Origin of the sequence: Xanthobacter sp. YC-JY1, from assembly GCF_021730305.1 — a bacterium.
GTDB classification, from domain to species: Bacteria; Pseudomonadota; Alphaproteobacteria; order Rhizobiales; family Xanthobacteraceae; genus Xanthobacter; species Xanthobacter flavus.
In genome coordinates, this window is the sequence record NZ_CP032674.1 from 2,209,151 (window position 1) to 2,221,823 (window position 12,673).

A 12,673-nucleotide genomic window follows, 5' to 3' on the forward strand; every position below is an offset into this window, starting at 1 on the left:
GGAAGAGGGCAGCGCCGTGCAGCCGCAGGTTGCGGCTGCGAGCAGCAGCGACGCGAGAAATTTTTTTGCCGACAACATTGACGCGCTACGGTCCCGCCGCTGGAGGAGCAGGGCTGTTATACATCCCCTCGCCTTGCACAGCGACCTAGCCACACAACGTTTAAGGGAGCGTTGCGGTACTGCAACACGTCAACGTTGTCCCGCAAAATTGCGCAGTCGGTACGTGCAGTTGCAAGGTAAAGCGCTCCCATCGGCACCGTAGATTACCTACGGGAAGACGGTAATGAGGTAAGTCTGGCATGTCGCAGCACTTGGTCGCAGCAGGGTCAGGTCCCCCCAAACGGCCCCTCGCCATCATCAGCGGCGGATCGAGCGGCATTGGCCTCAGCGTGGCGGAAGTCCTTGGAAAACGGGGTTGTACGGTTGCGATCCTCGCCCGCGATCCGGCGCGCCTCGCTCAGGCCCGCGCGAATCTCGAGGCACAGCGAATCGTCGTGTCCGCCCACGCGCTCGACGTGCGCGACGTTGCGGCATGCACTGCGCTGGTGGACTCCCTTGTCTCGGAGCACGGGCCGCCGCTCTGGGTTGTGGCGAGCGCCGGCATCGTCGAGCCGGGCTTCTTCCTGGAGCAGGATGCCGCGGCCACCCTGGCCCAGATGGAGATCAATTTTCTCGGCACCACGAATCTCGTGCGTGCCGCAGCCCCGTCCATGGTGGCGGCGGGGCGGGGGCACATCGCCATGGTCGCCTCCGCCGCCGGCCTGTTCGGGGTCGCGGGCTATGCCGGCTATTGCGCGTCCAAGTTCGCGGTGCGTGGCTTCGCCGAGGCGCTGCGCATTGAGCTGGCCGCCGCGGGCGTCAGCGTGACGGTCTCTGTGCCCCCGGACACCGACACGCCGCAGCTCGCTTATGAGCGGCCGCTGCGTCCCGCCGCCATCGCGCCATTTGCCGGTTCCGGTCGCCCGCTGCCGCCGCAGGTTGTGGCGGCGCATCTCGTCCGCACCGCCGAGCGCGGGGGCTTCCTGTCCGCGCCGACGGCGCAGCTTGCCGCGATCGCCCGGATGCAGGGCCTCGCCTCCGGCGTTTTCGCACGCGTGCAGATGCGGCTGCTACGCCGGAACAAGCCCTGATGTCTCAGCGCCCCAGCGCGTCCAGCAGCGGCTGGATGGCGGGGCCGTAGCGCCGCCAGCGGCCGACCGAGGTGGCGTAGAGCGGCTCGCGCACCTGGGTGATGCTGGCCGTGCGCACCGGCCGCTCGGTCTCGTGGAACTTCAGGCAAACCGGGTCCCATTCCTCCCCGCAGGCGGCGATGAGGCGGCGGGCGGCGCCCTCGATGTCGGCGACCACCGCCTCGTAGTCCATGGGCAGGATGGTGCCTTCCGGCAGCACCTCGTCCCAGTGCGCCATCAGCCCGGCATAGGCGTGATGGTGGCGAGCGAGTTCACCGAAATCGTAGCTGTAGGGCAGGTCGTCCCGGAACAGCTTGGAGAAGCAGGAGATGGCCGTGTCTACCGGATCGCGCCGGCAATGGATGATGACGGCGCGCGGGAACAGGATGTGGATGAGGCCGAGATAGAAGTAGTTGTTCAGCATCTTGTCCGCCACCAGGCGCTTGCCGGGGGCGCGGGCGGGCAAGGCGTCGAGATAGGCGGACGTGATCTCGGCCATCTCCGGCCGCTCGATGAGATGCATCAGCTCGGGATAATGGACCATGCCGCCGAAGGCCTGGTCGATGCGGTTCACCGCGCGGTGGAACAGGTCCATCTCGCCGCCGCCCTGGATGGCGGGATGGCTGGCGAGGATCTGCTCCACCAGCGTGCTGCCCGAGCGCGGCATGCCGACGATGAAGATGGGCCGCGCCTGCACATGTCCCATCCCGGCCCGCTCGGCCATGAAGGCGGGGGTGAAGATGGCGCGGATGCGCTCGAAGGTGGCGAGCGACGCGGGCTCGTCATAGGTCAGCTGCGCCCGCTTCAGCCGGGCGCCTGCGATGAACTGCTCCATGGCCTCGGCATGGCGGCCGAGGTCGTCATAGGCCTTGCCGAGGGCGTAGTGGAGCGGGATGCGCTCGGTCTCGCCGGCCTCGGCGGCGAGCGCGCCCTCCAGAGCCGCAACCATATCCTCGTCCGGCCGCACCTTGCGGGCCGCGACGAGGTTGATGCGGCTGTTGACCGAGGCGGGATCGTTCGCCAGCGCCCGCTCGAACAGGGCGCAGGCGCCGCGCAGGTCGCCAGTTTCCATCAGCAGAAGGCCGAGCACGTTCAGCGCGTCGAGATCATCCGGGGCGAGCGCCAGCGCGCGGCGGGCCGCGTCCATCGCCTCGTCGCCGCGCTCCAGATCGCGCAGGATGCGGGCGAGCAGGACGAGGGTCGGCACATGGTGCGGGTTGGCGCGCAGCGCCCGCTGGCAGGCCGAGCGCGCGCCCTCCGCCTTGCGCTCGTTGAGCAGGCCCTGCGCCAAATAGAAGGCTGGCTCCGGCCGCTCGGGCGCCGCCGCGATGGCGAGCGCCAGCACGGCGAAGGCCTCCTCGCTGCGCTCCTGCGCGAACAAGGACAAGGCGAGGGAATTGTAGGGCTCCACATAGTCCCGCCGCTGGGCGATGGCGGTGTGGAAGGCGGCGTCCGCCTCACGGAAGTCGCCCTGCTCGCGCAGCACGTTGCCGAGATTGTGCCAGGCTTCCGGATAATGCCCGCGCTGGGCCAGCGCGGCGCGGAAGGCGGCTATGGCCTCGCTTGGCAGACCCTTGGCGCGCAAGGCGTTGCCGAGATTGTTGTGGGCCTCGGCAAAGGCGGGGCGCAGCGCGATGGCCCGGCCGTAGCAGGCGAGGGCCTCCTCCAGCGCGCCGGTCTCGAACAAGGCGATGCCGAGATTGTTGTGCCCGGCCGCATAGGCGGGATCGGCCGCGACCGCCGCGCGCCCTGCGGCGACGGCGCCCGCCCGGTCGCCGGTCTGGCGGCGCATCTCGCACAGATTGCTGTGGTAGGAGGCCCGGCCGGGATCAGCCCCGGCCGCCCACGCCATGAAGGTGACGGCTTCAGCCGTGCGGCCAGTCTGCGCGAGGATGACGCCGACAAGGTGCGCCGCCTCCGCCGTTGCCGCCTGCTCGCCCAGAACGGCGCGCTGGACGATGGCCCGCGCCACCGCCTCCGCCCCGCCGAGGTCTCCGGCGCGGTAGAGCTCCCACGCGCGCTCCAGCGTCGGCAGAGGGCCGCCGCGATCCGCGCCCATCCCCTCCGCCATCAGAACCGCAGCCGCAGCTGTGCGGATGCCGTGCTGTTGGAATAGCCGTCGCCGAAGCTGCCGCGATATTCGAGGTAGCCGTCGAGATTGGCCGAGAGCGCGAAGGAGAGGCCCGCCGCAGCCAGCGCCATGTCGCTCGGTCCCCCCGACAGGATATTGAAGGCGATGGTGCTGTCGGACAGGAAGGCGGCGCCGAGGCTCGCGCCCGTGTCGAGATATTCGTGCTGCCAGCCCGCCTCCAGCCGCAGCGTCACCGGCAGGGTCGAGAACGACAGGGGCTGGATGACGCGCAGGCCAAGGGTGGATTGCAGCGACTGGGTGGTGTCCGCGGCGACGTTCAGGTTGAACACGCCGGCCCCGCGCTCGGCGAAGGTCTCGGTGCCGAGCGCCGCATAGGCGAGCCGCAGATAGGGCTCGAGCTTGGCTCCGGGGGCATAGGCGTAGTCATAGCCCGCCTCGCCCACCACCGCGCCGGCATTGCCCGCAAAGTTCGAGCGCGCGGTGAAGAGCGTGCCGCCGTACGCGATGGAGCGGCTCATGTCGTAGGTCTGGTAGCCGTAGGTGCCGAACAGGTTGGCGTAGAAGGCGCCCCACTGCTTTTCCGCATAGAGCGAGGCGGTCCACTGGTCCACCGATCCCGAGGCCGGAGTGGTGAAGCCGAGATTGGCCGTCTGGTAGCTGAAGACGGCGCCGCCACGCGCATTGTCGCCGAACGCCCGCTCGATGCCGCCGAGCACGCCGCCGCCGGAGCTGGAGACCGTGCCGTTGCTGGTGTCGTAGCTGCCCCAGTTGCCGAACGGCCGCAGCCACACGCCGTTCTGCGGCGCCGGCGCGGCTGCCGGCGAGAGCGCGGCCCACGGGCTGGAGCTTCCCGACGCGGAGCCGGTCGCGGCATAGGCGTTGCCGGAGAGGTTCACCTCACCGGCGCCATAGGAGAGGAGCGCGCTGCCGCCGCTGGGCAGGGCGCCGGTACCACGCGTGGCGGCGAGCTGCTGGCTGATCTGCCCGTTGATGGTGCCGAACGAGGCCATGCCGGCCGTCTTCGCATCGGCCAGCGGCGCGCCGGACATCTGGTTCAGCAGGTTCGCGACCTGCCCGTCGGTGCCGGAATAGAAGCTGTCCAGTACCGGGCTCAGCGGCGAGGAGAGGGAGAGCCGCTGGTAGTTGAGATCGATGCCCGCCGCCAGCGAGCGACCCGCGAGGGAGAGGCCCGCGAGGGAGGTGGTGGCGTTGCGCGTGAGCACCAGCGTTGCCCCGTCCGCATCATAGGTGACGGCGGCGGAGAGCAGGCTGTTGGGGGTGGTCACGTCGGCGAAAGAACCGGAGATGTCGGACGAGGCGACGAGATCGTAGCTCGTGGTCTTCGCCCGCAGCCCGGAGGCGCCCAGCACCGCCACCGTGCCGCCCAGATCGGCGCTGGTCGCGACGATGGGCGCAGCGGTCCATTGCGGGGAGAGATAGACGCCCAGCGTGCCGCCTGCGGACTGGGTGTAGGACTTGGTTTCGATGGCGCTGTCGGAGGTGAGGATCAGCGTGCCCTGGTCCTTCACCGCGAAGGTGCCGATGCCCACCGCCGTGCCGGTGAAGGCGAGGCTCACCGGCGTGCCGTCGCCGCCGACGCTGACATTCGCGAGGCTCTCCAGCGTGCCGGAATAGGCGAAGGCCGTGTCCACGCCGGCCAGCACCGTGAGGCTGCCGAGCCCGCCGCCGAGCACATCGCCGCTGAGCGTGCCGCCGCTCCATGTGATGGCGTCGGCATAGGTGGAGGAGAGGGCGAGATCGCCGTAGACGGCGCCGTCCTGCAGCAGGACGCGGGTGGCCGAGCCCTCGCCGGTGAGGTCGATGGCGATGCCGGCGGTGTTGCCCTCGGCGGCGATGATGCTGCCGCGATTGGTGAGCGTGCCGATGCTGCTGCCGCCGGCCACCTTGATGGCGGTGGCATTGCCCGAGGCGCCGGTGGTCGCGGCGATAGTGCCGGTGTTCACGAGACCGTCCGTCAGCGTCACCACCCCGGCCACGGCGAGCGCGGTGTCCACCTTCAGGGTCTCGAGCGTCGTCACCTCAGCCGCGCCCAGCGCCTTGCCGTCGATGGTGGAGCCGATGGCGATGCCGATGGCGGTGGCGTCCGTGCCGCTCGCCTGCGCGGCGATGGTGCCGGTGTTGGCGAGCGCGCCGCCCACCGTGCCGGAGGCGAGCTGGAGGCCCACCGCCGTGGCCTTCGCGCTGCGGCTCGCACCGGTGGCGTCGGCCCCGGCGATGGCCATCACGGTGCCCGAATTCACGATGCTGCCGCCGATGCCGCCGGTGGCATTGAGCGCGAGGCCATAGGCGAAGGCCGAGGCATCTGCCGTGCCGCCGATCGCGGTCGCGGAAGCGTTGGCGACGGCGCCGATGGTGCCCGTATTGATGAGATCGCCACCGATGCCGGCGCCGGCCCCGGTGAGGAGGCCGAAGGCCGAGGAGACGGCGCTGGCGTCGGTGGAAACCGTCCCGCCGCTGCCCGACGCGGTGACGCTCGAAAGCGCGGTCGCGCCGATGGTGCCGGTGTTGGTGAAGCCGCCGGAGATCTTCCCCGGGCCCGACAGCATCACGCCCAGCGCCATCGCCGAGCCGACGCCGTGGGCCGATGTTTTCACTTCGCCGCTGCCGCTGCCGGCGGCCGAGACCGTGGTCTTGGCGCTCGCCCTGGAGAGGATGTCGGCAGTGTTCGAGAAGCCGGCCATGCCGTCGGCGGAAGCGATGATGCCGCTGGCGAGCACGATGCCGGTGGCGTCCGCGTCGGCCTCCGCCTTGCCACTTGCCGCCGTGGCGCTCGCTACCGCGCCGAAGGTGCCGGAGGCGATGGCGGCGATATCGCCGGAATTCACCAGCGATCCGGTGACGGCGCCGGGCAAGGTGAGGATGCCCATGGCCACTGACAACCCGTCCGCGACGGAGGTGGCCTGCGCGCTCGCGCCGGCGGCCGAGCCGACGGTGGTGATGGTGAGCGCCTGATCGACCGAGATCACGCCGGAATTGGTGAGATTTCCGGCGAGTCCGTCGAGGCGCGCATAGACGCCGTAGCTCGCGGCGATGGCGCCGTCGAGGCCGGGCAGGCTGCTCAGCGCCGTGGACTGGTTCAGCGCCGAGACTACCGCCGCGCCGTCGGAGAGGCTTGCGTTCGCCGCGGCGACGTTGGTCAGCGCGACGGCGGAGGAGAGGGCGATTGTGCCGGAATTGGTGATGCCCGTGGTCGCGACCGTTCCGGTGGAGGGGCCACCCGCCACCTCGGTGATGTTGAGGCCGAAGCTGTTGAAGGAAGAGGGGCCGGAGGTCGCCGTGGCCGTCGCCGTCTTGCCGTCGCCGCCCGCGGTGGCGGAGAGGTTGGAGGCATAGGTGGAGGAGACATCGATGATGCCGGAGTTCGTCACCTCGGCCACGTTCGGTGCGCTGATATAGACGCCTGCGGCGGAGTTGGTGGCGAAAAGCAGGGCGCCGGACAGGAAGTTCGCGCCGGCGCTGTAGGTGACGGTGGCTTCTGCCTCCCGCTCCGACAAAGCGAGGCCGGACTGCGAGCCGGTGGCCTTCGAGGTCAGCTTGATGACGCCCGAATTGCGCACCGTGGCGCTGTAGTCGCTGGCGGCATACCCGCTGGCGACCACGCTGATGCCGGCGAGGTGGGTGTAGAGATAGCCGCTTGCCGCCACCTCGGCCTTCTTCTTCGTCGGATTGCCATCGAAACTGGCGGTCGACTGGCTCTGCAGCGAGGCCGTGGCCGAGAGGTTGACCGAGCCGCTGTTGAGGATGGGGCCGGTGAGGGTGTCGGCGGCCACATTGATGCCGGTGAGGGTGACGGCTGCGAAATTCTGCTGCGCGACGCGGGTTTTATCGAGCGCGGAGGCGGATGCGCTCGCGGTCGTGTCGGCGACGCCGGTCACGTCGATGCTGCCGCTGTTGGTGAGGTCGCCCAGGCTACCGTTGGCGAAGGAGACGCCATAGGCCGTCACCGAGCCGCCCACCGAGCCCATTTCCGGGTTCGTCTGCGGGCTCTTGGGATCGTTGTAATTGAGCAGGGCCGCGGTGTTGTAGGCACTGACGCTCGCATTCGAGACGCTGAGGGCCGAACCTCCGACGGAAATGGTGCCGGTGTTCTGAAAGCTCGTGATCTGTGCCTCGGTGGTGCTGATCCCCGAGGCGAAGACGACCGCGCTGGATTCAATCAGACGGGCCGGGGGAATGTTCAGGGTGGTGGCGACGGTGAAGTTGGTGGTGTGGGTGATGGAGGCCACCACATCGATGATGCCGGAGTTCGCCAGGGTGGCACCCGAGACGCCGGGCGGCATGCTGGCGCCGAGCTGGCTCATCTGGACGCCGATGGCGCGGGCGGTGGCGGCCGCCAGAAGCCAGGCAGCCGAGGATGTCACCAGTTTCTCGGTGATGGCCCCGCGCGCGCGGACGGAAATGGTTCCGGCATTGTCGATGCTGTTTGCCGCGGCGCTGCTCACCGAGAGCACCCCGATCGCCGAGACGTTCGTGGTGAGCGTCATCGAGCTATTGCCAGCGACCGGGCTGTAGACGGCGGTGACATCGTTGGAGATGTCGAGAACGCCGCTGTTGGTGTTAACGATGCCGCCGGCGAAATACGTCGCGACGTGAATGCCTTGGGCATATTCGTTGACGGCGACGTCGCCGCTACCGATGACCGGAGCGGCATTGATGATGCGGCTCGCCTGGATGCTGCCGCTGTTCTCGATGCTGCCGGACAGCGGGGTGGGCGAGGGAGCCGGGTAAATCAGGATGCCCTTGGTTTCGGCACTGGTGCTGGGCTGGGTGCTGCCAGCGGCGACGCTCAGCTTGGTGAGGGATTGGGTGACGCTGATGGTACCGGCATTGAGGATGCCGTTCGTCAGCGAGGGGGCGTCCACGGTCAGCGCGAAGGACGAATTCTTCGCTGTCTCGGAATAGACGATGCCGCCCTGGTTGATGACGCTGCCGAAGGGAGCGCCGGGCGTCGAGGTGCTCACCACCACCGGGGCGGCGACAACCATGCCCGAGGGGATCACATAGTCCCCGGCATTGGCCACCGGGCCGGCCAGCGCGAGCGCGAGCAGCGAGGTGGAGGCGAGCAGGCTGGTCGCAAACAGGCGGGACATGCGCACCTCTCCCGGAACAACGGGGCAGCTTTGGTTGCAGGACGGACGAGTGGAAACCTAACGGAAGTTACCTCCCGATTCGGCATAAGCGCAACGCTAAGCTGGCGGTTGTCGGCCACCATTCCGCGGCATTCTCCGCCTTGGTTAAGGCGTTGCGGCGCACACAGGAAATGCTGCTCCTGCGCACTTGATCGCCCCCAGCTGCACGGCGAGACTGGGGCGTCGCCGCCGGGGCGGCCGGGCACCTGTTTCATGCGTCTCCTGCTGGTCGAGGACAATCACGAGCTTGCCGACTGGCTCGCCAAGATCCTGCGGCGGGACAATTTCGTCGTGGACGTGCTGAACGACGGGGAGGCGGCCGACCAAGCGCTGAGCCTCGAGACCTATGATCTTGTCATTCTCGACCTCGGCCTGCCCCGCATGGGCGGGATGCAGCTTCTGAAGCGCCTGCGCAGCCGGGCCAATGCGGTGCCGGTCATCATCCTCACCGCCAATGCCAGCCTCGACGGGCGTGTGGCCGGGCTGGACGAGGGGGCGGACGACTATCTCGCCAAGCCCTTCGACATCGCCGAGCTGGAGGCGCGCATCCGCGTGCAGCTCCGCCGCTCGGCGCGCCGGCCTGATCCGGTCATCACCTGCGGCACGCTCGCCTTTGACACCAACACCCGCCTGTTCCGCCTCGGCCCCGAGCCGCTGGCGCTGACCCCGCGTGAGCATGCGGTGCTGGAAGCCCTCCTCATCAAGGCCGGGCAGACGGTGAGCAAGGCCCAGCTCTCGCAGAGCATCTTCGGCCTCGATGATTTGGCCGACCCCAGCGCCATCGAGATCTACGTTCACCGCCTGCGCAAGAAGCTGGAGGGCTCCGACGTGCGGATCGTGACCCTGCGTGGGCTCGGCTATCTGTTGCAGCATGCGCATTGACAGCCTCCGCCTCCAGCTCCTGCGGTGGCTGCTGCTGCCGCTGGCGGGGCTCGTGGCGGTCAACGTCTTCACCAGCTGGCGGCAGGCGAGCGCCACGGCCGATCTCGTCACCGACCGCACGCTGGACGCCTCGGTGCGCGCCATCGCCGAGGATGTGCGCATCGATCGCGGCGTCATCGACGCCATCGTGCCGCCCGTCGCGCTGGAGATGTTCGACACCGGGCATCGCGACCGGGTGTTCTACCGTGTGGATACCGCTGCCGGGCGGCTGCTCACCGGCTATCCCGATCTGCCGCTGCCCGAGCCGCCGCCGAAGGCGAGCGCGCCGGTGCATTTCACCGGCAGCTATCGCGGTAATGATCTGAGGCTCGCGGCCCTGTCCTATCCGCTGGTGGGCGCCACCGACGGGGAGCGGGTGACGGTGGTGGTGGGTGTCACCCTCGCGGGCCATGCGGCCATGGTGCGGGAATTGTGGGTGGGCAATTTCGGCCAGCAGCTCATCCTTCTGGTGGCGGCCGGCGTGCTGGTCATCATCGGCCTCGGGCGGGGGCTGGCGCCGCTGATGCGGCTGCGCGAGGCGGTGATGGAGAAGGGGCGGGACGATCTTTCCCCCTTGCCGGACCACGCCGTGCAGAGCGAGCTGCGTCCGCTGGTGGCCGCGCTCAACACCTATATGGGCCGGGTCGCCGGGCAGATGGCGGCGCAGCGCCGTTTCGTCGCCAATGCGGCCCACCAGTTGCGCACGCCGCTGGCGCTGCTCTCCACGCAGGTGGCCTTCGCCCGCCGCACCGGGGAGGCCGCCGAGCGGGCGGAGGCGCTGGCGGGCGCCGAGGAAAGCACCCGCCGCCTTGCCCGCCTCGCCTCCCAGCTCCTCACCTTGTCCCGCGCCGAGCCGGGCAGCCGCCGTCCGCGCGACGAGGATATCGACCTCGCCCAGTCCGCCCGGCAGGTGCTGGAAGGGCTGGCCCATCTCGCGGTGGAGCGGGACATCGATCTCGGCCTCGACGTGAATGCCGCCGCCGTGACGCGCGGCGATGGCGCCATGATGCGCGAGGCGGTGGTGAACCTCGTGGAGAACGCCCTGCGGTACACGCCGAAGGGCGGCACCGTCACCGTCACGGTGGACGGCGGGGCAGGGGAGGCGGGTTCCGAGGCTGTGCTGGTGGTGGAGGATTCCGGGCCGGGTATTCCGCTGGAGGAGCGCGACAAGGTGTTCGAGCGCTTCTACCGGGTGCTGGGCACGCCGGGGGAGGGTTCCGGCATCGGCCTCTCCATCGTGCGCGAGGTGGTGGATGGCGCGGGCGGAACGCTCGTCCTCGGCACGGCGGCGGCGGGCGGGCTGAGGGTTGAGATGCGGCTGCCGGGCGTGTGACACGGCTCTCGTGCCCCGGACGCATGCAACGAAGTGGAATGCGAGCCGGCGCCCAGCGCAAGGGTCCGCCGAAGGCGGCAATAACACCCACCACAGTCGGGTATCGCCGGCTTCGCCGGATTTTCCCCTGGACACCGGATCGGCGCTCCGGCTGCGCCGTCGCTTGTCCGGGGCACCGGAAACGGCAACGGCCCCGGAGGTCATCCGGGGCCGTCGTGCGTGAGGGATCAAGCCCTCAATTCTGCTCGCTGTAGGGCACTGGACGCCACTTCACGAGACGGTTCTCCACCAGCGTGATGAGGAATTCCATCACCAGCGCCACCACCGCGAGGATGATCATGGCCGCGAACACGCCGTTGGCGTTGAACGCGCCCTGGGCGGTGGCGATCAGGAGGCCGACGCCCTGCTTGGCACCGAGGAATTCGCCCACCACCGCACCCACCAGCGCGAAGCCGAAGGAGACGTGGAGCGAGGCCAGGATCCAGCTCATGGCCGAGGGGATGATGACGCTCGTGGTGATCTGGAAGGGCGAGGCGCCGAGGATCTGGGCGTTGGCGATCATGGCGCGGTCGGCCTCGCGCACGCCCTGGAAGGCATTGGCGAACACCACGAAGAACACCATCACCACCGCCAGCGCCACCTTGGACGCCATGCCGAGGCCGAGCGCGATGATGAAGATGGAGCCGAGCACCACGCGCGGAATGGAATTGGCGATCTTGATGTAGATGGAGAACACGTCCGCCAAGAGCTTGTTGCGGCCGAGAACGATGCCGCACACGATGCCGCCCACGGCGCCGATGAAGAAGCCGAGGATGGTTTCCTCCAGCGTCACCATGATCTGCACCCAGAGCGGGCCCTGCGAGGTGCCTTCCGTCATCCACACCCAGATCTGCTCGGCGATGCCGGAGGGGCTGGCGAAGAAGAACGGGTCGATGAAGCCGGTGCGCGCGCCGATTTCCCAGATGCCGAGCACGGCGACGAGGATGGCGATGCGCAGCGAGATGACGAGGGCGCGGCGGGCCTTCAGCCGGGCGCGGGCCTTGGCCTCGATCTCGGCCTCGGTGGGCACCGCGCGGGCGGCGGCGAAGGGGGCGGAAGCGGCGTCTGCCTGCATGGTCATGGTCGTTCCTCCCGTTCAGTGGCCGGTGTCGAGGGTGCGCTGCTGGCCGATCTGCACTTCCTCGCGCAGGTCGTCCCAGATGGTGCGGCAGCGTTCGACGAAGGCGGCGTCGTAGCGGATTTCCGCCATCACCCGGGGGCGCGGCAGGTCGATGGTGTAGACGCTCTTCACCGTGGCCGGGCCGGCGGTGAGCACATAGACCTTGTCGGCGAGGGCAACCGCCTCTTCCAGGTCGTGGGTGACGAACACCACCGAGGCGCCGGAGCCGGACCACAGGCTCAGAAGCTCGTCCTGCATGTTGGTGCGGGTCTGCACGTCGAGGGCCGAGAAGGGCTCGTCCATGAGCAAGATCTTCGGCTCGTTGATGAAGGTCTGCGCGAGGGCCACGCGCTTCCTCATGCCGCCCGAGAGCTGGTGCGGATAGTGGCTCTCGAAGCGGGCGAGGCCCACGCGGGCGATCCAGTCGCGCGCCTTCTCATAGGCCTGGGCCCTGGGTAGGCCGCGATAGAGCGGGCCGGCGGCCACGTTGTCCAGCACCGAGCGCCAGGGGAAGAGCGCATCCGCCTGGAAGACGAAGCCCACGTCCTTGTGGATGCCGTTGACCGGCTGGCCCATCACCCGCACTTCGCCGGCGCTGGGCTTGGCGAGGCCGGTGACGAGGTTGAGCGTCGTGGACTTGCCGCAGCCGGTGGGGCCGACCACGCAGGCGAACTCGCCGCGGTCCACGCTCATGTTGAAGTCCCGGAGCGCCGTCATGGACTTGCCGTTGGGCGTCAGGAACCGGCGGGTGACGTTGTCGAGCTCGATGGCCGGGCCGAGGCCGGCGGCCGTGAAGGCTCCGGGAACCACCGCCGGGCGGGCGGGATCGAGGGTCTGAAGGGACATGAG

Annotated in this window: 7 protein-coding genes; 3 read left to right on the forward strand and 4 right to left on the reverse strand. The window is 69.2% G+C overall.

Annotated features, from left to right (window positions below):
* The first annotated feature begins 299 nt into the window (after nt 1-299).
* Complete coding sequence (locus D7006_RS10285) at nt 300-1,130, forward strand: SDR family NAD(P)-dependent oxidoreductase (protein WP_237356537.1); 831 nt, start codon at nt 300-302, stop codon at nt 1,128-1,130.
* A 4-nt stretch (nt 1,131-1,134) separates the two neighbouring features.
* Here the strand turns inward: D7006_RS10285 and D7006_RS10290 are convergent, their stop codons facing one another.
* Together D7006_RS10290 and D7006_RS10295 are read right to left on the reverse strand one after the other, a co-directional pair.
* Complete coding sequence (locus D7006_RS10290) at nt 1,135-3,228, reverse strand: tetratricopeptide repeat-containing sulfotransferase family protein (RefSeq protein WP_237356538.1); 2,094 nt, start codon at nt 3,226-3,228, stop codon at nt 1,135-1,137.
* 11 nt (nt 3,229-3,239) lie between these two features.
* A complete protein-coding gene (locus D7006_RS10295; protein WP_237356539.1) occupies nt 3,240-8,372 on the reverse strand; it encodes an autotransporter outer membrane beta-barrel domain-containing protein in 5,133 nt (1,710 codons plus the stop codon).
* A 252-nt stretch (nt 8,373-8,624) separates the two neighbouring features.
* Between D7006_RS10295 and D7006_RS10300 the strand changes: the two genes are divergently transcribed.
* Together D7006_RS10300 and D7006_RS10305 are read left to right on the forward strand one after the other, a co-directional pair.
* Nucleotides 8,625-9,293 carry a response regulator gene (locus tag D7006_RS10300; RefSeq protein WP_237356540.1) on the forward strand — a complete coding sequence of 223 codons (669 nt, stop codon included), beginning with the start codon at nt 8,625-8,627 and terminating at the stop codon, nt 9,291-9,293.
* Nucleotides 9,283-10,665: a sensor histidine kinase gene (locus D7006_RS10305; protein ID WP_237356541.1), complete on the forward strand. Its 1,383-nt coding sequence runs from the start codon at nt 9,283-9,285 to the stop codon at nt 10,663-10,665. The genes D7006_RS10300 and D7006_RS10305 overlap by 11 nt, the downstream gene beginning before the upstream one ends.
* A 235-nt stretch (nt 10,666-10,900) precedes the next feature.
* Here the strand turns inward: D7006_RS10305 and D7006_RS10310 are convergent, their stop codons facing one another.
* Nucleotides 10,901-11,785 (reverse strand): ABC transporter permease, encoded by an 885-nt coding sequence (locus tag D7006_RS10310; protein WP_371745082.1) that lies wholly within the window; start codon nt 11,783-11,785, stop codon nt 10,901-10,903.
* A 15-nt stretch (nt 11,786-11,800) separates the two neighbouring features.
* Complete coding sequence (locus D7006_RS10315; protein WP_237356542.1) at nt 11,801-12,670, reverse strand: ABC transporter ATP-binding protein; 870 nt, start codon at nt 12,668-12,670, stop codon at nt 11,801-11,803.
* Nucleotides 12,671-12,673: the final 3 nt, after the last annotated feature.

Bases quoted from the DNA above. Each gene is read 5' to 3' on its own strand.
- D7006_RS10300 (WP_237356540.1), top strand. From the start codon at position 8,625: ATGCGTCTCCTGCTGGTCGAGGACAATCACGAGCTTGCCGACTGGCTC.
- D7006_RS10310 (WP_371745082.1), bottom strand. From the start codon at position 11,785: ATGACCATGCAGGCAGACGCCGCTTCCGCCCCCTTCGCCGCCGCCCGC.
- D7006_RS10285 (WP_237356537.1), top strand. From the start codon at position 300: ATGTCGCAGCACTTGGTCGCAGCAGGGTCAGGTCCCCCCAAACGGCCC.
- D7006_RS10290 (WP_237356538.1), bottom strand. From the start codon at position 3,228: ATGGGCGCGGATCGCGGCGGCCCTCTGCCGACGCTGGAGCGCGCGTGG.
- D7006_RS10295 (WP_237356539.1), bottom strand. From the start codon at position 8,372: ATGTCCCGCCTGTTTGCGACCAGCCTGCTCGCCTCCACCTCGCTGCTC.
- D7006_RS10315 (WP_237356542.1), bottom strand. From the start codon at position 12,670: ATGTCCCTTCAGACCCTCGATCCCGCCCGCCCGGCGGTGGTTCCCGGA.
- D7006_RS10305 (WP_237356541.1), top strand. From the start codon at position 9,283: ATGCGCATTGACAGCCTCCGCCTCCAGCTCCTGCGGTGGCTGCTGCTG.